This is a genomic window from Kribbella sp. NPDC051587 (assembly GCF_044453945.1).
Classification (GTDB): domain Bacteria; phylum Actinomycetota; class Actinomycetes; order Propionibacteriales; family Kribbellaceae; genus Kribbella.
Genome location: NZ_JBITDE010000006.1, coordinates 216,058 through 234,925 on the forward strand (window position 1 = coordinate 216,058; position 18,868 = coordinate 234,925).

General features: G+C 67.4%; 17 protein-coding genes. 10 read left to right on the top strand and 7 right to left on the bottom strand.

Annotated features, from left to right (window positions below; genetic code table 11):
* The first annotated feature begins 31 nt into the window (after positions 1-31).
* Positions 32-490: a PGPGW domain-containing protein gene (locus ACIA49_RS22970; protein ID WP_396379340.1), complete on the top strand. Its 459-nt coding sequence runs from the start codon at positions 32-34 to the stop codon at positions 488-490.
* Here ACIA49_RS22970 and ACIA49_RS22975 read toward each other — a convergent pair.
* A complete protein-coding gene (locus tag ACIA49_RS22975) occupies positions 473-1,645 on the bottom strand; it encodes an FAD-dependent monooxygenase (protein WP_396379341.1) in 1,173 nt (390 codons plus the stop codon). The two genes, ACIA49_RS22970 and ACIA49_RS22975, sit on opposite strands and share 18 nt — an antisense overlap.
* A 91-nt stretch (positions 1,646-1,736) precedes the next feature.
* Between ACIA49_RS22975 and ACIA49_RS22980 the strand changes: the two genes are divergently transcribed.
* Positions 1,737-2,420, top strand: coding sequence for a TetR/AcrR family transcriptional regulator (locus ACIA49_RS22980; protein WP_396379342.1), 684 nt, complete (start codon positions 1,737-1,739; stop codon positions 2,418-2,420).
* Here the strand turns inward: ACIA49_RS22980 and ACIA49_RS22985 are convergent.
* The gene (locus tag ACIA49_RS22985; RefSeq protein ID WP_396379343.1) at positions 2,401-3,297 is read right to left on the bottom strand and encodes a helix-turn-helix domain-containing protein; all 897 of its coding nucleotides are present in this window, start codon (positions 3,295-3,297) and stop codon (positions 2,401-2,403) included. The genes ACIA49_RS22980 and ACIA49_RS22985 overlap by 20 nt on opposite strands.
* A gap of 119 nt (positions 3,298-3,416) precedes the next feature.
* Between ACIA49_RS22985 and ACIA49_RS22990 the strand changes: the two genes are divergently transcribed.
* From ACIA49_RS22990 to ACIA49_RS23010, 5 genes are read left to right on the top strand one after another with little or no spacing between them, the layout of a single operon-like run.
* Entirely contained in the window at positions 3,417-6,176 is a 2,760-nt protein-coding gene (locus ACIA49_RS22990) for a family 78 glycoside hydrolase catalytic domain (protein WP_396379344.1), read from the top strand.
* Positions 6,177-6,204: 28 nt separating this feature from the next.
* Complete coding sequence (locus tag ACIA49_RS22995) at positions 6,205-7,533, top strand: ABC transporter substrate-binding protein (RefSeq protein ID WP_396379345.1); 1,329 nt, start codon at positions 6,205-6,207, stop codon at positions 7,531-7,533.
* Positions 7,527-8,390, top strand: coding sequence for a carbohydrate ABC transporter permease (locus tag ACIA49_RS23000; protein WP_396379346.1), 864 nt, complete (start codon positions 7,527-7,529; stop codon positions 8,388-8,390). The genes ACIA49_RS22995 and ACIA49_RS23000 overlap by 7 nt, the downstream gene beginning before the upstream one ends.
* The gene (locus ACIA49_RS23005; protein WP_396379347.1) at positions 8,387-9,238 is read left to right on the top strand and encodes a carbohydrate ABC transporter permease; all 852 of its coding nucleotides are present in this window, start codon (positions 8,387-8,389) and stop codon (positions 9,236-9,238) included. The genes ACIA49_RS23000 and ACIA49_RS23005 overlap by 4 nt, the downstream gene beginning before the upstream one ends.
* Positions 9,239-9,298: 60 nt before the next feature.
* Positions 9,299-10,360: a GDSL-type esterase/lipase family protein gene (locus tag ACIA49_RS23010; RefSeq protein ID WP_396379348.1), complete on the top strand. Its 1,062-nt coding sequence runs from the start codon at positions 9,299-9,301 to the stop codon at positions 10,358-10,360.
* Here the strand turns inward: ACIA49_RS23010 and ACIA49_RS23015 are convergent.
* A complete protein-coding gene (locus tag ACIA49_RS23015; protein ID WP_396379349.1) occupies positions 10,350-10,994 on the bottom strand; it encodes a class I SAM-dependent methyltransferase in 645 nt (214 codons plus the stop codon). The genes ACIA49_RS23010 and ACIA49_RS23015 overlap by 11 nt on opposite strands.
* Positions 10,991-12,118, bottom strand: a complete 1,128-nt coding sequence (locus ACIA49_RS23020; protein ID WP_396379350.1) for an aminotransferase class V-fold PLP-dependent enzyme — start codon at positions 12,116-12,118, stop codon at positions 10,991-10,993. Before ACIA49_RS23020 ends, ACIA49_RS23015 begins: the two co-directional genes overlap by 4 nt.
* Positions 12,119-12,144: 26 nt before the next feature.
* On the opposite strand from ACIA49_RS23020, the gene ACIA49_RS23025 reads away from it, so the two are divergent.
* The 3 genes from ACIA49_RS23025 to ACIA49_RS23035 are packed head-to-tail and all read left to right on the top strand — an operon-like array spanning position 12,145 to position 15,057.
* Entirely contained in the window at positions 12,145-12,897 is a 753-nt protein-coding gene (locus ACIA49_RS23025) for a glycerophosphodiester phosphodiesterase (RefSeq protein WP_396379351.1), read from the top strand.
* A 60-nt stretch (positions 12,898-12,957) separates the two neighbouring features.
* Positions 12,958-13,641 carry a hypothetical protein gene (locus ACIA49_RS23030; protein WP_396379352.1) on the top strand — a complete coding sequence of 228 codons (684 nt, stop codon included), beginning with the start codon at positions 12,958-12,960 and terminating at the stop codon, positions 13,639-13,641.
* A 42-nt stretch (positions 13,642-13,683) separates the two neighbouring features.
* A complete protein-coding gene (locus ACIA49_RS23035; RefSeq protein WP_396379353.1) occupies positions 13,684-15,057 on the top strand; it encodes an MFS transporter in 1,374 nt (457 codons plus the stop codon).
* A gap of 107 nt (positions 15,058-15,164) precedes the next feature.
* Here ACIA49_RS23035 and ACIA49_RS23040 read toward each other — a convergent pair whose 3' ends face one another.
* From ACIA49_RS23040 to ACIA49_RS23050, 3 genes are read right to left on the bottom strand one after another with little or no spacing between them, the layout of a single operon-like run.
* Complete coding sequence (locus ACIA49_RS23040; protein ID WP_396379354.1) at positions 15,165-16,571, bottom strand: polysaccharide lyase 6 family protein; 1,407 nt, start codon at positions 16,569-16,571, stop codon at positions 15,165-15,167.
* 10 nt (positions 16,572-16,581) lie between these two features.
* Entirely contained in the window at positions 16,582-17,442 is an 861-nt protein-coding gene (locus ACIA49_RS23045; protein WP_396379355.1) for an AraC family transcriptional regulator, read from the bottom strand.
* Entirely contained in the window at positions 17,439-18,866 is a 1,428-nt protein-coding gene (locus ACIA49_RS23050) for a polysaccharide lyase 6 family protein (protein WP_396379356.1), read from the bottom strand. The genes ACIA49_RS23045 and ACIA49_RS23050 overlap by 4 nt, the downstream gene beginning before the upstream one ends.
* Positions 18,867-18,868 lie beyond the last annotated feature (2 nt).

An 18,868-nucleotide genomic window follows, 5' to 3' on the forward strand; every position in this document is an offset into this window, starting at 1 on the left:
GTTCGGCCGCGTCAGCACGTAGGGTGGTGGCGTGGCCGAGCAGAACAGTCCCGACCGCACTGATCACAACATCACCTTGGACGCTGACGACGACCGGTGGGAGTGGCGGCGCCGGATTCGGGCGAACCCGAAGAAGCACCTCATCTATCGCATCGTGGTGGGCGTGGTCGGTGGCCTGCTGATCATCGCGGCACCACTGACCGGCTGGCTGCCGGGCCCCGGCGGTATCCCGCTGTTCATCGCGGGTCTTGCCGTCCTGGCCAGCGAGTTCGAGTGGGCCCAGCGCCTGCTCTACAAGGTCAAGGACTGGGTCAAACAGCTCACGGCCTGGACCGGCAAGCAGCCCGCCTGGCTGAAGACGCTCGGCACGATCGCGCTCTTCTGCTGCGTGCTGATCGCGATCTGGCTCTACATGGCCGTGCTCGGCGTCCCCGGCTGGCTGCCCGACTCCTGGGAGTCGTTCCTGCACAAGCTACCGCTGCTGCACTGAGTAGTCCGGCAGGTCGACCAGGGTGCTCATCTTCTGCGCCAGCTTGAGCATCATGGTCAGCCCGAGCCGGTTGCCGAGGGTGAGGTTGCGCGCGGCGAGCGCGAGCTTGGTCGGCGGCGCCATGAACCGCCCGGCCTGGCTGCCGTCCTGTGTCGTCGAGACCGCCTTGCGCATCACCGTTTCGTAGCGTTCGAAGGCGGTCCGGTAGTCGGTGCCGGCCCGGCCCAGCTCCCCCGCCAGCACGTACGCCCCGACGACGGCCGACCCGGTACCGAGCGCTCCGAAGGTCGCGCCGTACCCGGCGTCCCCGAGCAGCACGATCCGGCCGGTGGACCAGCGATCCACGTACACCCGGCTGATCGAGTCGAAGTACAACTCCGTTGCCGACGGCAACGCCTCGAGCAGCTCGGGCACCCGCCAGCCGACCCCGGTGAACTGGTCACGGATGATCGCCTTCTGCTCGTCGAGGTCGCGCCGGTTGTAGCTCAGCACGGGTGACTTGAAGACGAACAGGGTCTGCGCCAACTTGGGATCCCGCCGATCCGGGCTGACGCTGGCCAGCTTCCCGGGCACGTTGTACAGCAGGGTTTCGTCGATCGGGCCGAGCGTGTTCGGCACCTCCCAGCCGGCCACGTAGTAGTCCAGGTGCCGCTCGGTCACCCGCTCCGCCGGCCACGCGAGCCGCCGTACCACCGAATGCATGCCATCGGCACCGATCACCAGGTCGTAGGTCTCCTCCAGTCCGCTCTCGAACGTCACATCGACGCCGTTGGTGAACTCCTGCAGGCTCGCGATCGAGTCACCGAACCGGTACGACGCCGCGCCGCGTCCGTGGTCGTGCAGCACCTGCGACAGGTCCGAGCGCAAGACCTCCAGCTCGCCACCGGCGAACTCCGCGGGCAGCCGCATCACGTGCTTGCCCGACGCGTTCACGAACTGCCACGCGTTGCCGCCGGTCTGCCGCGCCTTCAGATCCGCGAGGACCCCCATCCGCTCCAGCACGGTCAGGAACACCTCGCCCCGGAAGTCCACGGCGTACCCGCCCTGCCGTAGTCCCGGTGCGATCTCCACCACCGTCACCTCGTGTCCCGCGCAGCCCAGCCACAGCGCCACCGACGGACCCGCCACGCTTGCCCCCGACACCAGAATCTTCATCGCTCCCGCTCCTCACCGTTAACTGTGTCCGGTGGACACAATAATGTGTATGGTAGACACAGATCGACCGACAAGGGAAGTGGGTTTCCGGATGACCGAGTTGCTGTGGGGCTCAGCGCAACCGCCGAGCCGCGGCCCGAAGCCGGCCGTGACGCTGGCCGGGATCGCCGAGGCCGCGATCGGGATCGCCGACGCCGAAGGGCTCGACGCGGTCTCGATGCAGCGGGTCGCCGACGAACTGCCGGTCACCAAGATGGCGCTCTACCGCTACGTCCCCGGCAAGGCCGAACTGGTCGCGGTGATGAGCGATCTCGCGATGGGCGCACCGCCGGAGCGCCCTTCGCTTCCCTGGCGGGAGGCGCTGTACGCGTGGTCGATGGACCTCTACGAGGGTTTCCGCCGGCACCCGTGGCTACTGCTGTCCACCATTGGCCGCCGCCCGATCGGGCCGAACGAGCTGACCTGGATGGACCGTGGCGTCCGCGCGCTGACCGACACCGGTCTCGACGGCAGCGAGCAGCTCGACGCGATCGTCGTACTGGTCGGGCACGTTCGGACGCTGACCCTGCAGACCACGACGGTTCCTGGCCGGCAGGGCCTGACCGAGGAGGCGTTCCTCAGCGACTTCGCCGCGATCCTCACGACGCACGGCGACCGGTTCCCCAGCCTGGCCGCGGCGATGCGGTCGGCAGGCCAGGACAACCAGGGCCTCGAGTTCGGACTCCAGCGGATCCTCGACGGGCTGGAGTTGCTGATCAACGCCCGGAAGGCGTGAACTTCGGCGTATTGAAACGTTGCCGGTAGACGCTGGCGCTGAGTCCGAAGTGCGACTTGAACCGGCGGGCGAAGTAGTTCTGGTCCGGCCAGCCCACCGACTCGCCGATCCGGCTCACCGGCAGGTCCGTATGCAGCAGTTGCACGGCCGCCAACTCGACGCGATGCCGGGAGAGATAGGCCATCGGCGGCAGGCCGGTCGCGGACTTGAACAGCCGGACGAGATACCCCGGTGCCAGGTGCAGCGCCTGCGCCAGATCGGTCAGCGTCCACGGCCGCGCCGGGTCGGCCTCCAGCAACCGCATCGCATCCAGTACGGCGGGGTGCGTGTGCCCGTGCAGGTCTTCACGCTCGGCCACGTTCCGAGCCAGGCAGCTCAGGTACAGCGACAGCCAGCCGATCAGATCGCCCCGATGGCGGCCGATCGGATGGTCGCGCAGTGCGCGAAGACCGTCGAGATGCTGCAGCGCGTCGGCGAATGTGTCGCCGTCCAGATGTGTGCTCAGCACTCCGCGACGCTGAGCGGAGAACGGTCCCGTCCACAGCAGGTAGCCGAGCAGCGGATCCTCGCGGGTCCAAGCCAGTTCGCGCCGGATCAGGTCAGCCGAGAAGCAGCAGTTGTACACCTCAAGGGACCGGCACTGCTCGTACTCGTGCCACACGCCCGGCCGCAGCAGAATCGCGTCGCCGGCCACCAGAGGTTGTCGGCCGGCCTGGCTGTGGTGCACACCTTCGCCGCCGACGACCAGCGCGATCTCGAAAAAACTGTGCGTGTGGAGCGGGTGCCCGTCCTCGTGAACGTGCGTTCCCGCGTGCACGATCGCGCCCTCCACGAAGTGCAGCGTGGTGCCCTGCGTGCGGACCGGCTCGTCGACCATGCCTCACGATATGGCCGAGGTGCATTTCGTGCTAGGACTCGTGCACTCCGGACTATTTCTTAACGGACACCCGACGCAAGCTGGCCCTGAATCGTTTCATTCGCAACGGTTGGAGCCCCATGCCGAATCTCGCCGCACCGAGCAGCATCCGCTTCGAACACCGCACCGACTCCGGGCCTGTCATCGGCCTGGGTACCGCCACACCTCGTCTGTCCTGGCAGGTCGCTTCCGCACCCGCCTCCTATGCCCAAACGTCGTACGAGGTGGAGATCACCGGTACGACGACGCAGTCGTACACCGTGGAATCCGCCGAGCAGGTGCTGGTCCCGTGGCCTGGTGAGCCACTGGCCTCGCGTGAGCAGGCGTCTGTTCGAGTCCGCGTGCGTGGGGACGGCGACTGGAGTGAGTGGAGCGAGCCGGCCGTTGTCGAGGCTGGTCTGCTGAGCCCGGAGGACTGGACCGCGCAGTTCATCAGCCCGCGCGACAACCCGCATGGCTCCCCCGCTCCCCTGGTCAGCACCGCCCTGGACCTGCCGGGCGACATCACCAAGGCTCGGCTCTACGCGACGGCGCACGGTCTCTACATCCCCGAGCTGAACGGAAGCCGGGTCGGCGACGAGGAACTCGCTCCCGGCTGGACGGTCTATCAGCAGCGGCTGCGCTACCAGACCTATGACGTGACCGACCTGGTTCAGGCGGGCAACAACGAACTCGAGTTCCTGCTCGGCAACGGCTGGTACCGCGGCCGCCTCGGTTTCCGCGACCAGAAAGCGGTCTACGGCGATCGCCTCGCCGTACTGGCTCAGCTCGAAGTCACCACCGGCGACGGCCGGCTTCACACCTTCGGCACCGACGGCACCTGGATCACGCGAGAGAGCGCGATTTTGGCCGACGACCTGTACGACGGGCAGCGCACTGACCTCCGTCGCGCACCCGGCGCTTCCGGCCCCGTTGACGTGATCGACGCCGACCTCGGCCTGCTCGTCGCGCCCGATGGTCCGCCGGTGCGGATCACCGAGCAACTCCCGGCGAGAGCGCTCTCCACTTCTCCCAGCGGCAAGACCCTGATCGACTTCGGCCAGAACCTCGTCGGCCGGGTCCAGCTCACCGTGCGCGGCGGAGCAGCCGGCGACGAGGTCGTCATCCGGCACGCCGAGGTCCTCGAGAACGGCGAACTCGGCGTTCGTCCGCTGCGGACCGCGAAAGCCACTGACTCCTACGTGCTGGCCGGTCCCGACGAGGTCCTGCTCGACTCGCCGCTCACCTTCCACGGATTCCGGTACGCCGAGGTGACCGGCGTACCGGATCTGCGTCTTGAGGACCTGACCGCGGTCGTCGTCGGCAGCGACCTGCGCCGTACGGGGTGGTTCGACTCGTCGCATGAGCTGCTGAACAAGTTCCACGAGAACGTCGTCTGGGGCATGCGCGGCAACTTCGTCGACGTGCCGACCGACTGCCCGCAGCGCGACGAGCGGCTCGGATGGACCGGTGACATCCAGGTCTTCTCCCCCACCGCGAGCTTCCTGTTCGACACGGCTGGGTTCCTCGGCAACTGGCTGTCCGACCTGGCGGCCGAGCAGCACAAGGACGGCGCGGTTCCGTTCGTGATTCCCGACGTCCTGCGGAACGCCGAGCCGGCCACGGCTGCATGGGGTGACGCGGCAACGATCGTTCCGTGGGTCGTCTACCACCGAACCGGTGACGCCGGGCTGCTCAAGCGCCAACTGCCGAGTATGCGCGCCTGGGTGGACAAGATGGCCGCGCTGGCCGGGGACGACCTGTTGTGGGCCGGCGGGTTCCAGTTCGGGGACTGGCTCGACCCGACCGCTCCCCCGGAGAACGCGGCCAAGGCCCAGGCCAACCCGGATGTGATCGCCACCGCGCATCTCGCGCGCTCGGCCGAGGTGGTGGCCCAAGCGGCCGAGATCGTGGGAGAGCGCGATCTCGCCACCGACTATCGCGATCTGGCTGCTCAGGTGCGGAAGGCGTTCGCGGCCGAGTACGTCACCGATGGCGGCAGAGTGCTCAGCGACGCACCGACGGCGTATGCGCTTGCCCTGCAGTGGGCGCTGCTGCCTGAGGACGAGCAGCGGATGCGAGCAGGTGCACGGTTAGCCGATCTGGTCCGGTCGGCGGCGTTCCGGATCAGCACCGGATTCGTCGGTACGCCGCTGATCGCGGACGCGCTGACGGATGCCGGGTACACCGACATCGCCTACCGCCTGCTGCTGCAGACGCACTGCCCGTCCTGGCTGTACGCCGTGACGATGGGCGCGACCACGGTCTGGGAACGCTACGACAGCATGCTTCCCGACGGCAGCATCAACCCCGGCGAGATGACCTCGTTCAACCACTACGCGCTCGGCGCCGTCGCCGACTGGATGCACCGCCGCGTCGCCGGACTCGCTCCGGGAGAACCGGGATACCGCTCTCTCGTCGTCGATCCGCTGATCTCGACGCACCTCGCCAGCGCCTCGGCGAAACACCTCACCCCGTACGGCGAAGCCGCGGTCGCGTGGTCCCGCAGCAACGGTGAGATAGCGCTCTCCGTGACCGTTCCCGTCGGCGCTCGCGCACAGGTCGTCGTACCGGGGTCTGATGGTCCGGTGGAGGTCGGCCACGGCACGCACGAGTGGACGGCACCCGATGTCGAGCCGCCGACGCTCGCCTCGGCGCCGACCGTGCGGCAACTCATCGATCACGAACCGAGCTGGAACGCCGTCGTCGCGGGAGCGCTGGAGAGCGGTTTCGCGACCGACGACGCCGCGCTGGCCGCCCGGCTCGCGCCCTACCTCGATCAGCCTGCGACCCGTCTGAAGGAGGTGGCCAGCGACTCCGGCGCACTGCGCTCCGCTCTGGAAGCCCTCCTCAACCACTGATCACGCACTTATCCCCTAGGAGGTCATGATGACGTTCCGCCCAGGCATGCGAGGAGCCGTCGTACTCGCGCTCGGCTCTCTCGCCCTGACCGCGTGCAGCGCGGGCAGTCTCGGCTCCAGCGACGACTCGGGCGGAGGCTCGGTCACGATCACCTACCTGATCGGCAATCAGGACCAGGACATCAAGACCGCCGATCAGCTGGTCAAGGACTTCACCGCGAAGAACCCCGGGATCACGATCAAGACCGAGACCCGGCCGGCCGGTACCGAAGGCGACAACCTGGTCAAGACCCGGCTGGCGACCGGTGACATGCCCGAGGTGTTCAACTACAACACCGGCTCGTTGTTCCAGGCGATCGCTCCGCAGAAGAACCTGGTCCCGCTCAGCGACCAGCCGTACCTCAAGGATCTCGACGAGAACTTCACCAAGACCGTCACCGCCGACGGCCAGGTGTACGGCGTACCGGGTGGCGGGTTCATGGGCGGCGGGGTGCTCTACAGCATCCCGGTCTACACCAAGCTCGGGCTGAAGATCCCGACGACATGGGCCGAGTTCATGGCCAACAACGCCAGGATCAAGGCGGCCGGTGGTGGGGTCGCGCCGGTGATCCAGACCTACGGCGAGACCTGGACCTCGCAGCTGTTCGTCCTCGGCGACTTCCACAACGTGGCCGCGGCCGAGCCCGACTTCGCCGACCGCTACACCAAGAACCAGGCGAAGTACGCCACCTCCGCGGCTGCGGTGAAGGGTTTCGAGCACACCGAGGCCGTCCACGACGCGGGCTACGAGAACAAGGACTTCGCCTCCGCCAAGCTCCCGGACGGCCTCCGGATGCTTGCCCAAGGCAAGGGTGCGCACTACCCGAACCTGACCGGTACGGTCGCGAACATGGTCTCGACCTACCCGGACGCGGCCAAGAACGTCGGCTTCTTCGCGTTGCCTGGTGACGACGCGAGCAAGAACGGCCTGACGCTGTGGACGCCGGGCGGCAACTACATCCCGAAGACGACGACCGGCGACAAGCTCGACGCGGCGAAGAAGTTCCTCGCCTTCCTCGCGAGCCCCGAAGGGTGTGCCTCGCTGTCCAAGGCAGCGGCCCCGACCGGCCCGTACGCCGTCAAGGGGTGCACGCTGCCGGCCGACGTACCGCAGGCGATCAAGGACATGCAGCCCTACCTCGACAAGCCCGGCGGGTCCAGCCTCGCGCTGGAGTTCCTGTCGCCGGTCAAGGGTCCGTCGCTCGAGCAGATCACGGTCGAGGTCGGCTCCGGTATCCGTAAGGCGAAGGACGGAGCCGCCCGGTACGACGAGGACGTGAAGAAGCAAGCGCAGCAGTTGGGGCTAGCGGGATGGTGAGGGTGTACCGCCCGTACTCGAACTGGTTCTACCTGCCGACGGCCCTGATCTACGGCGTGCTGTTCCTGGTCCCGACGTTCGCCTCGCTCTACTTCAGCCTGACCCGGTGGACCCTGTTCGAGTCCAAGTTCATCGGGTTCGACAACTTCAAGCTGTTCTTCCAGGAGCCGGCGCTGCTCAAGGGCTTCACCAACACGCTGATCTACGCGGTCGTCACGTCCGGGTCGAAGGTGGTGCTCGGATTGCTGCTCGCGGTCCTGCTCACCTCGCAGATCGTTGCCCGCGGCTACCTTCGGTCGGTCGTGTTCTTCCCGGTGCTGGTGTCGACGATCGGTGTCGGGCTGACCTTCACGGTGTTGATGAACCCGGAACGCGGGCTCATCAACGGCGCGCTGAGCGTGATCGGGATCGACGGACCGGGGTGGTTGACCGATCCGAAATGGGCGCTGCTGTCTGTGGCCGCGGTCGATGTCTGGAAGGGCGTCGGCCTGGCCACGCTGATCTATATCGCCGGGATCGTGTCGATCCCGCGCGAGTACATGGAGGCCGCCCGGGTCGACGGGGCGAGTTCGTGGGAGACGTTCCGGCGGATCGTGCTGCCGCTGTCGCGGCCGGCGACCGTGACGGTGATCATCTTGTCGTTGATCGGTGGACTGCGGTCGTTCGACCTGATCTGGGCGATGACGCGGGGCGGACCAGGCTTCACCTCGGACGTGATCGCGTCAGTGATCTACAAGCAGTACCAGGCCGGCTTCTACGGTCTGTCGACCGCCGGGAACGTCGTCCTGTTCGTGGTGGTGACGGCGATCGTCGTACCGCTGTCGTGGTTCCTGAACCGGCAGGAGGTGGACATGTGAGTACGGCGGAGCTCGTCAACCATCGGCCGGGGCGCAAGCTCGCGCTGAGCGCGGTCGCGATCGTCGCGTCGGTGGTGGTGTTCCTGGTGCCGTTCGCGTTCATCATCCTGACCGCGGTCAAGGACCGGCAGCAGTCCGCGCTGCTGGACTTCTCCTGGCCGCATCAGTTCCGGTTCGTGCAGAACTTCATCGAGGTGGTCGAGGCCCGCGACTACATGCTGGTGATCGCGTTCATCAACTCGACCATCCTGACCGTTGTCAGCGTGGGCGGGATGGTGGTGCTCGCGGCGATGGCCGGCTTCGTGCTGCAGCGGCGCAAGAGCCGGTGGAACGGATTCATCAACTTCCTGGTGCTGGCCGGGCTGATCATCCCGCCGGCCGTCGTACCGACGATCTGGGTGCTGCAGAAGTTCGGGTTGTTCCGGACCATGCCGGGGTTGATGCTGATCGAGATCGCCTACGGGTTGTCGTTCTGCATCTTGCTGTTCCGCGCCTTCGTGTCGACGATTCCGCGGGAGCTGGACGAGGCGGCGATCATCGACGGCGCGGGACCGCTGCGGCTGTTCTTCGGGGTGATCTTCCCGCTGCTGAGATCGGTCGTCGTGACGGTCGTGGTGGTGCAGTCGGTGGCGGTCTTCAACGACTTCGTGAACCCGCTCTACTTCCTGCCGGGCGACAAGAACGCCACCGTCCAGCTCACGCTCTACAACTTCTCCAGTCAGTACTCGACGCAGTACAACCTGCTGTTCATGAACATCCTGCTGATCACGATTCCGCCGCTGATCATGTTCCTCTTCTTCAACCGTCAGATCGTCGCCGGGATGACATCCGGGGCGATCAAGGGCTGAGGCCCTTCGACCTCGATCGAACGTATACCGATCCAAGCGCCCGGCTGGGACAGTGCTCGCATGCGACGCTTCCTGGCCGGGCTGCTGATGCTGCCCGCACTCCTCCCGCTCACCGCCGCCACTCCGCCCGCCTCGGCAGTGCCGACGGCCGCCCCGGTCAAGATCATGCCGCTGGGATCGTCGACGACCGCGGGTAGCATCCCGGGCGGCTACCGCACCGACCTGTACTGGATGCTCACCTCATCGAGTCAACCCGTGGACTTCGTCGGCTCGGTCACCGACGCGACGCCGGCGAACCTGCCGGACCGCAACCACGAGGGTCATGGCGGGTGGGTGATCGATCAGCTGACGGCTGTCGCCACAGACCGGATGCAGACCTATCAGCCGGACACGATCCTGCTGCACGCCGGCGCGAACGACGTATTGCAGAACCTGAACCTCGCCGCCGCACCGGCCCGGCTCGAGACGCTGATCAGGACCATGTACGCCGTACGACCGGATCTGGCGGTGTATGTGTCGACCGTCGGGCCGATGGCTGATGCTGCGACGAACGCGCGGGCGGCTGCGTTCAACAACCAACTGCCGTTCGTAGTGGCGAAGTTGGCGGCTGAAGGGAAGAAGGTGCGGTTCGTCGACAGCCGTTCGGCTCTCGCCGCCACCGACGTGGCCAGTGACGGCATTCACCTGACGCACAGCGGGAACACCAAGCTGGCGGCTCAGTGGTACGCCGCCCTGGTCGGGTCTCCGATTGTCCGTATCGAGGCTGAGAGCGCCGTGTTCGCCGGGAAGGCGCACAGTGCAACGACTCCGTTGGCCTCGAACAACGGGAAGGCCGGGTGGATCGACGACGCGTCCAGCTCGGCCACTGTGACGGTCAACGCGCCGTACGCCGGGAATTTCCGCGTGTTCGTGCGGAGTGGGAACGGGACCGGTGGGATCTGCTCCCACAACCTCAGTGTGAACGGCGGAGCGGCCCGGGTGGTCGAGTACCCGTCGTACGGGTGGGAGGCGTGGACCGATCAGGCGCTCGACGTGAACCTGAACGCCGGCCCGAACACCTTCAAGTTCAGCTTCCGCACCTGCTTCGCCGAACTAGACTCCATCGACCTGGTCATGGCGTAAGCGGTTTGCGCACCAATGCATAACCCTGCGGCTGCTTCTCCCCCCACTCAGCAGCATGCGTAAGGGTCGCGACCTCCTCGAAACCAGCCTCAGCCAGGAGCGTCGCCACGTCCGCCGGTTCCTGCAGATAGACGTCGAGATCGACCTCGTGTCCATAGGCACTACTCAGGTGGTAGGCCGGACCTCCGTCCTGAGCACCAGGGGCTGCTTTGTAGCCGTAGACGAGGTGGCCACCAGGCTGGAGGACTCGGTGGGCCTCGGCGAAGGCGGCGGGGAGTTGCGAGCGGGGGGTGTGGACGAGTGAGTACCAGAGGAGGGCGCCGGCTAGCTCGTTGTCTTTGAGGTCGAGGTCGAAGACTGAGCCGACGTCGAAGCGCAGGTGCGGGTAGTTCTCGCGGGCGACGTCGATCATGCCGGGGCTGAGGTCGATACCGAAGACGTCGAGACCCGCCGCGGCCAGGTGGGAGGTGATGCGGCCGGTGCCGCAGCCGAGGTCGGCGATCGGGCCGGGTGGGACCTTCTCGCCGAAGTACATGAGCATCATGCGCTCGGCTACGCCCTTGCTCACCAGGTCTTTGAGGAGGGCGTGATAGTCGGTCGCGACGGTGTTGTAGGAGGCCTCGATCTCGTTCATGCGAGGACTCTAGGAAGCCCCTCCGACAGTTTCCGGTAGCACTCGGGGGTGTTGTAGGCGTGGGCCGAGAGCCGGATGTACGAGCGGCCCTCGAAGCCGGTGAGAGTGATCTCGACCTGCAGCTCGTTGGACACGTGCGCCTTGAACGGCTCGGCGTCGGCGACCGCCATCGGCAGCTCGACCAGACGCAGGGTCGGCGCGGGATTCGGTACGTCACCGACCGACGTACCGAGTGACTTCGCCACCAATCGCGCGCCCTCTTCGAGCATCGCGGTGATCTGCGGCCGCCGTACCGACCACTGCAGCTCGGCGAGCACGCGCAGCGACTCGGGCGCCGCGATCCACGCCGCGTAGTCCTGGGTGCCCTGCATGTCGAACCGCTCCGGCAGGCGCTCGTCGTACTCGGACCAAGAGGTGATGAGCGGGAGGACCGCCTCGCGCCACTTCTCGGCGACGACCAGCCCGGCGGTCGCGCGCGGAGCGGCCGGCCACTTGTGGAAGTTGCCGGTCCAGAAGTCGGCGCCGTCCCCGGTGGGCGCGTCGATCAGCGCGGGCGCATGGGCCCCGTCGACGATCACCGGTACGTCGTGGCTGTGGGCCAGCTCGACCAGTCGGGCAATCGGCAGGATGGTGCCGGTCGCGGCGCTGACGTGGTCGACGAGCAGCACGGAGGCGTTGTCGAGCGCGGGTTCGATCAGTGCGACCACCGTGTCGTCGTCGGCCTGCATCGGTACGTCGACCACGAACAGCTCGGCGCCGTGAACCCGCGCGACCCGCTCAGCGGCGTACCGGGAAGCGCCGTACACATGATTGGTCGTGACGATGCGGCTGCCGCTCCGGATCGGCACGGTGGCGAAGGCTGCGGTGACCCCGGCGCTGGCGTTCGGCACGAGAGCGAAGCCGTCGGGGTCGGCCTGCAGGAAGGCCGCGAGCTCGAGCCGGGCGGCGGTCAGGCGCCCGGGAACGGAGCGGAACCACACCATCGGGTTCGCCTCGGCCTCGGCCCGGAGCGCGGCCAGGACTTCTTGGGTATGGCGGGGAACGGCTCCCCACGAGCCGTGGTTGAGGTGCACCACGGACGGGTCGAGGGTCCACAGGTCTGGGCGGGGGCTGAGTACCGTCACCAGCCAAACGGTACATAATTCCTGACGTGTACCCCTACCTCGACCACGACGGTCCGATCGCGATGGCGCACCGCGGTGGCGCCAAGCACCCGGACCTGATCGGCTACGAGAACTCACTCCATGCCTTCGAGCACGCGGTCGGCCTCGGCTACCGCTACCTCGAGACCGACCTGCACGCGACCAGCGACGGCGTCGTGATCGCGTTCCACGACGACGTCCTCGACCGCGTCACCGACCGTACCGGCGTGATCGCCGACCTGCCGTGGTCGGAGGTCAGCAAGGCCCGGATCAACGGTCACGAGCCGATCCCCCGGCTCGACGAACTGCTCGAACACTTCCCGAGCATCCGCTTCAACCTCGACATCAAGGCCGAGAAGGGTCTGGAGCCGGCCGCCGACGTCCTGCGCGCCGCGAACGCGATCGACCGGATCTGTGTCTCGTCGTTCTCCCAGTCCCGGGTCCGCCGCATCCGCAAGCTCCTGGGCCCAAGCCTGTGCACCGGGTACGGCGATCTGGAGACCGCGCTGCTGCGGTTCCTCCCGATCGCCCTCCCGTCCAAGGGCGCCTGCCTGCAGATTCCTGAGAAGTACAAGGCGCTCCGCGTCCTCACCCCGGGCCTGATCGACCGCGCTCAGTCGGCCGGCAAACAGATCCACGTCTGGACCGTCGACGATCCGGCCGACATGCGCCGCCTGCTCGACGCCGGCGTCGACGGGCTGATCACCGACCGCACCGATCTGCTCCGCGAGGTGCTGATCGAGCGAGGGCAGTGGACTTAGTTGCCGCGGCACGCTAAATCTGCTGCGGAGGGCACCCTCCGCTGGCTAGGCTCGGGGGTTATGACGCCAGCCGAGGTGAACGCGCTCCTGGGGCCCGAGGCCGATCACCGCCAGGCCGAGCGGGCGTTCCTGGATGCCGGGTGGACTCGCTGTGGGGCCGGCGACTGGGCCTTCGCGCTCCGGTCGCCCGACGGATCGACCGTCGTACGGATCAGTCCCTTCGATCCGGTCGGGCCGTACACGGCCGCGCTGTATCGCGAGGCCGCGCACACCGGCCAGGTCCCGCGGCTGCTGGCGCACCGGCGGTTGACCGGTGGTGGGGATCTGCAGGTGATGGAGTGGCTGAGCGCCGTCTCGCAGGGTGAGGCGGTCGCGTTCCATCGTGCGATCGCCGAGCGTGTTCCGGAGGTCGCCGGGCTTGCCGAGGTGATCAACCGCATCCACCAAAAAGCCCGCAAGGAACTGCCCTGGTGTGGGCCGCTGGACACCAACCCGTCCAACGTGATGCGCGCGGCGGACGGGCGGCTGGTCGTTTCCGACCTCTTCTATGCCGACGGTCTGAAGCTCTACCAGGCCGCCATCGAGAACCCGGACCTCGTGGTCGCCAGGATTCCCGAGTCCGAGCGCCGGTTCATGGCCGACATCCCGCTGGCGGCGTCGGGTCCGTGGGAGCCCGGTGCACAGGAAGCGCTGCGGTCCGGGCTGGCGGCCGCGGATGCGAACGCCGCGAAGTCAGCTAGCTGACGTCGTGACCTTTTAGTCCCCTGAAGCTGCCACACTCTGCGCATGGGACTTCTCTCCGCCCCCGCCGGTGTCGACAAGCGGGAGTACTGGGGCTTCAGCCTCTACGACTGGGCCAACTCCGGGTACGTCACCACAGTCGGGACGGTGCTGTTCGCGCCGTACCTGACCTCGGTCGCCGAGACCGCTGCCTGCGGGTACGTCGGTACGACGGACAAGCCGTGTCACACGAACCTGGATGTCCTGGGGCTGGGGATCTCCCCCGGCTCGCTCGCCTTCTACGTCGTCACCGTCGCGACGCTCTTCTCCGCGCTGTTCCTGCCGGTGGTCGGGGCGATCGCGGACCGGCTCGAACGCAAGAAGCTGCTGATGTGCGGCTTCGCGTGGGTCGGGGCGCTGGCGGCGTGCTGCATGGTGTTCGTCGGCGGTGGCCGGTGGGAGCTCGGGGCGTTGCTGTTGTTCATCGGCAACCTGTGTCTCGGGTCGTCGTTGGTGGTCTACGACTCGATCCTGATCGACATCGCACCGCCCGACGACCGCGACGACGTCTCGTCCCGCGCCTGGGCGTTCGGGTACCTCGGCGGCTTCATCCTGCTCGCGATCAACCTCGGTGTCGTCACCGCGCATGACGCACTCGGCCTGAGCCAGGGCACCGCCGTACGACTCAGTCTGCTCAGTGCCGGTCTGTGGTGGGGCGCGTTCACCTTCGTCCCGTTCGTGCGGCTGCGCAACCGGCCGCCGGCGAACGTCGTACCGGTCCGTGGCAGCAACATCCTCCGGCAGAGCTTCGGTCAGTTGGCGGCGACCCTCACCCACATCCGCGCCTACCCGGTGACGTTGCTGTTCCTGGTCGCGTACCTGTTCTTCAACGACGGCATCCAGACCGTCATCTCGGTCTCCTCGACGTACGGCGAGAAGCAGCTCGGCTTCGAGACCCAGGTCCTGATCATGACGATCCTGCTGGTCCAGTTCATCGCCTTCTTCGGCGCGCTGGCGTTCGGCCGGTTCGCGCGGCGGTTCGGGACGCAGCGCACGATCATGGGCGGCCTGGTCGTCTGGATGCTGATCGTGATCGCGGGCTTCCTGCTGCCGAAGGGCCAGATCGTCCCGTTCCTGGTGATGGGCGCCGCGATCGGCATCGTCCTCGGTGGCACCCAGGCGCTGTCGCGCTCCGCCTTCAGTCAGCTCATCCCCAAGGGCCGCGAGGCCGAGTACTTCTCCCTCTACCAAGCCGGCGAACGCGGCACCTCCTGGCTGGGCACCCTCGTCTTCGGCCTGGTCCACCAGATCACCGGCTCCTACCGCCCCGCCATCGTCGCCCTGGGCCTCTTCTTCCTGGTCGGCCTCATCCTCCTCAGCCGCGTCGACATGCGCCGAGGCATCACCGAAGCCGGCAACACCCAACCCACCCTCGTCTAACCCAGCCCCATTTCCCTGGCTAGCCACCGCCGTGGGGGGTTCAGCACCGTGGTTAACGGTGCTGAACCCCCAATTTGAGTGCCTAGCCAGGAAATTGGTGAGGTGGGTCAGGGGGCGTTGGGGCCGACGTCCGTCGCGATCAAGGGGCGGCGTAGCGGGGACGCCGTCGAGTACTCGTCGGCACCGACGTCGTACGGCGCTGTGCGGGTGTGACCGTCGAGGTCGTCGGTTACTCGGCTGGCGTGGTTGGTGGTGGCGTTGATGGCGGCGCTGCCGCTCCCCAGGCGGTAGACGCCGTCGGAGCCGGCGGTGAGTTTGGGGTCGGCGCGGGTGAAGCCGGAGGACGGGATGGTGCCGTTCGACGCCGAGCCCCAGAGGATGTTGCCAGAGAAGGTGACGCCGGACTGGTACGGCAGGTCGGTCAGGCTGCCGCTGGTGCCGACCAAGAGGTTGTCGCGGATCTGGCAGGTCTGGGGCTGGACGGTCCGCTGGCTTTCGCCGGCGATGCCGGAGCCGTTGTTGCGCAAGGTGTTGAGGACGATGACGACGCGGTCGGGGGCATCGTTGCCGGTGCGCGAGCTCGAGGGTTCGCCGGCGGTGTGGTCGCGTTCGGTGCCGCTGCCGAGCACAATGCCGGCGCTGTCCACGCTGTCGACGTAGTTGTTCACGATCAGGTGGTCGTTGCCGTAGATCCGGATGCCGTTGTCTCCGGCAAGGATGTAGTTGCTCTCGACCCGGTTGTTGTTGCCGTGCCGTAGCACGATGCCGCCGAGACTGTTCCGGACCGTGTTGTACCGGATGGTGTTCCCGGACGACTTGACCGAGATCGCCTCCGGGTCGCCGTTCACCCGCTCGAACAGGTTGTACTCGACGGTCGCGTCGGCGTCGGCGAGCGCGCGGCTGCTGACCCCGAGCCGGATCGGTTCGCCGCCGTTGGCACCACTGAAGCTGTGGTCGCGGAAGTGGTTGCGGAGGATATAGGTGCGTTGGGCAATGACATCGTCACCGCTCGGACCGTCGATCACCAGGTAAACGCCGACGGTCGTCTTGTCCCGGAACAGGTTCCGGTCGATCTTCACATCATCACCCCGTACGACGACCGAGTGGCTGGCCGCTGACCCGAGCGCGAACTCGTTGCGGGTCAGCCGGATCCGGTTCGAGCCGACCGGCAGGTCGAGGGTCGAGGTCTGCTGGAAGATGAACCCGCTGATGGTGATGTTCGACGAGTTCGAGAACACGAAGCTCTTCGGCCCCGTCAGCGTCACACCACCGCGCGTCTCGGCCTGGATGGTGATCGGTGCGCTGGTCGTCCCGTTGCGGCCGGTGATCGTGATGCCGCCGGACCCAACGGCGTACGAGCCGTTCGCCAGCGTGATCGTCGTACCGGCGGCGGCGGAGTTGATGGCGGACTGGAGCTGGGACAGGGACGTGACCGGCGCGGCGAAGGCGGGCCTGATCTGGAAGGCGGCGGCCGTGACACCGAGAGTGCCGGCCAGGAACGTGCGACGTTTCATACGAGTCTCCTCAACTGCGTGGGCGGTACAGCTTTCGGTACTCGCTCGGCGTGACCGAGCTGACTTGACGGAAGACCTTGGAGAAGTAGGACTGGTCCATCCCGACGGCGGCGGCGATCTCCTCCATCGGGCGGTTGGTGGTGGTGAGCTCGCGCTGCGCCCATTCGATCCGGGTGCGCTTGATGTACTGCTTCGGCGACAGGCCGAACTCGGTCCGGAACCGCCGGACGAAGGTCGCCAGGTCCTGACCGAAGTGCGCGGCCAGCACCTCGACGGTCAACGGGTTGCCGAGGTTCTGCTGGATGTACTGCACGACGCTGGTCTCACTCGTCGTCTGCTGCGCCAACCGGACCGAACCAGCCGGCGCGCTGTCGAGGAAGTGCGCGAACAACGCCGTCAGCGCCGACCGGATCCGCAACGGCGACGCGAGCCCAGGCGGGTCCCGGTCGGCGGCACCGACCTGCTCGAACAGCAGCGCCGCCTCGTCCGGCGACTTGCTCGGCACGATGTTCGGCAGCGTCAGTACCTCGCCGATGTCGCGCTCGCCGATCAGCGCGGAGAAGTGCAGCCAGTGCTTGCGGAACACGTTGTCGCTGATCGTCTCGTAGGACACCGGTACGTCGGCCGGCATGTACACCAGCTCTCCCGCCTGAGGGAACAGCTCCTGGTCCCCCACGACGAGCCGGCCCTCCCCCTCGAGGATCAGGTAGAGCCGCGAGAACGGATCCGGCAGCAACGGTCGCGACCAGCCCCGATGCACCTTGGTGATCCGGGCCGCGACCACGAGGTCGAGCCGGAGCCGATCCAGGTGGGTCCGGATCAGCTCCTGCTCGCGTTGGCTCGGCGCCACCACCTCCGCCTTCGTGCTCATGATGCGTGCGGTCCCACGTCGCTCGCGGTGAGCGGGCGCCGGCAGTGGGGTCGTCGCGAGTATTCGTCGGCGCCCACATCCGCGCGGCCGGTACGGCGGTCGCCGTCGAGGTCGGTGTCGATATCGGGGTAGCTGCGCGTGGCGGCGTTGATCGCCGGGCTCCCCGCCGCGAGCCGGCGGATCCCGTCCGGACCGGCGACCAGCCGCGGATCGGCCCGCCGGAACCCACCCGCGGGCGCGTTCCCGTCGGTCGCCGCGCCCCAGTGCAGGTTGCCCGACCATGTGACGCCGTCCTGGAACGGCATGTTCATCAGTTGCCCTCGATCACCCATCAGGAGATTGTCGGTGATCGTGCAACCGAGCGGTGGAAGGGTCCGGTGGCTCTCGCCGGTCACCGCGTTGTCGCAGTCCAGGATCGTGTTCAGCGCGATCTGGACGCCGTCCGGCGCGTCGTTGCCGGTCCGCGACGTCGGCGGCTCACCCGGGAAGTGGTCGCGGACGCTGCCGCTGCCGAGCACCACGCCCGTACCGGCGATGTCGGACAGGTAGTTGTTGACGATCTGGTGGTCGTTGCCGTAGATCCGGATGCCGTTCTTCCCGGACAGCAGGTAGTTGCCCTCGACCCGGTTGCCGTTCCCGTGCCGCAGCACGATGCCGCCGAGTGAGGACCGGATCGTGTTGTGCCGGATCAGGTTGCCCGACGACTTGACCGAGATCGCCTCCGGGTCGCCGTTCGCGCGCTCGAACAGGTTGGACTCGATCAGCGCCCCCGCCGTCGAGAGCGCGCGCGGACTAACCCCCAGCCGAATCGGCTCACCGCCGTTGTCACCAGGAAAGCTGTGGTCGCTGAAATGATTGCGGTAGACATGCACACCCTGCGCCATCTGGTCGGTCCCGGCGCCTTCGATGCCGAGGTAGATCCCGAGCGTGGTCTTCCCGTGGAAGGCGTTGTGGTCGAGCGTCGTGTGGTCGGCCCGGATCATCACCCAGTGCACCCCGGGGATGTCGGCCAGCTGGAAGTCGTTGCGGGTGAGCCGGATCCGGCGGCAGTCCGGCGGTACGTCGAACGTCGTACTCTGCCGGAACGCGAAGCCCTGCAGCGTGATGTCCGACGAGCCGGTGAGCACGAAGCTCTGCTCGCCCGTGAGCACCACCCCGCCGGTCGACTCGGCCCGGATCACGATCGGCCGGTGGGGGCGGCCGCGCAGGCCGGTGATCGCGATCGGCTGCCCGGCCGGTACGGCGTAGATGCCGTCGGCAACGGTGATGACCGTGCCCGGTCCCGCCGTAGCGAGGGCTCGGCGGAGTTCGTCGAGCGAGCGGACGTGCCGCCGGTCGAGGGTCGACGCTGTGGCGGGGCGGGCGACAGCGGTGCTCAAGGCAACTCCGGCGGTTGCGGTCGTGAGAAACGTACGGCGGTTCATGA

Coding starts and splice junctions, on each gene's coding strand:
- ACIA49_RS22975 (WP_396379341.1), bottom strand. CDS start 1,645: ATGAAGATTCTGGTGTCGGGGGCAAGCGTGGCGGGTCCGTCGGTGGCG.
- ACIA49_RS22980 (WP_396379342.1), top strand. CDS start 1,737: ATGACCGAGTTGCTGTGGGGCTCAGCGCAACCGCCGAGCCGCGGCCCG.
- ACIA49_RS22985 (WP_396379343.1), bottom strand. CDS start 3,297: ATGGTCGACGAGCCGGTCCGCACGCAGGGCACCACGCTGCACTTCGTG.
- ACIA49_RS22990 (WP_396379344.1), top strand. CDS start 3,417: ATGCCGAATCTCGCCGCACCGAGCAGCATCCGCTTCGAACACCGCACC.
- ACIA49_RS22995 (WP_396379345.1), top strand. CDS start 6,205: ATGACGTTCCGCCCAGGCATGCGAGGAGCCGTCGTACTCGCGCTCGGC.
- ACIA49_RS23000 (WP_396379346.1), top strand. CDS start 7,527: ATGGTGAGGGTGTACCGCCCGTACTCGAACTGGTTCTACCTGCCGACG.
- ACIA49_RS23010 (WP_396379348.1), top strand. CDS start 9,299: ATGCGACGCTTCCTGGCCGGGCTGCTGATGCTGCCCGCACTCCTCCCG.
- ACIA49_RS23015 (WP_396379349.1), bottom strand. CDS start 10,994: ATGAACGAGATCGAGGCCTCCTACAACACCGTCGCGACCGACTATCAC.
- ACIA49_RS23030 (WP_396379352.1), top strand. CDS start 12,958: ATGACGCCAGCCGAGGTGAACGCGCTCCTGGGGCCCGAGGCCGATCAC.
- ACIA49_RS23035 (WP_396379353.1), top strand. CDS start 13,684: ATGGGACTTCTCTCCGCCCCCGCCGGTGTCGACAAGCGGGAGTACTGG.
- ACIA49_RS23040 (WP_396379354.1), bottom strand. CDS start 16,571: ATGAAACGTCGCACGTTCCTGGCCGGCACTCTCGGTGTCACGGCCGCC.
- ACIA49_RS23045 (WP_396379355.1), bottom strand. CDS start 17,442: ATGAGCACGAAGGCGGAGGTGGTGGCGCCGAGCCAACGCGAGCAGGAG.
- ACIA49_RS23050 (WP_396379356.1), bottom strand. CDS start 18,866: ATGAACCGCCGTACGTTTCTCACGACCGCAACCGCCGGAGTTGCCTTG.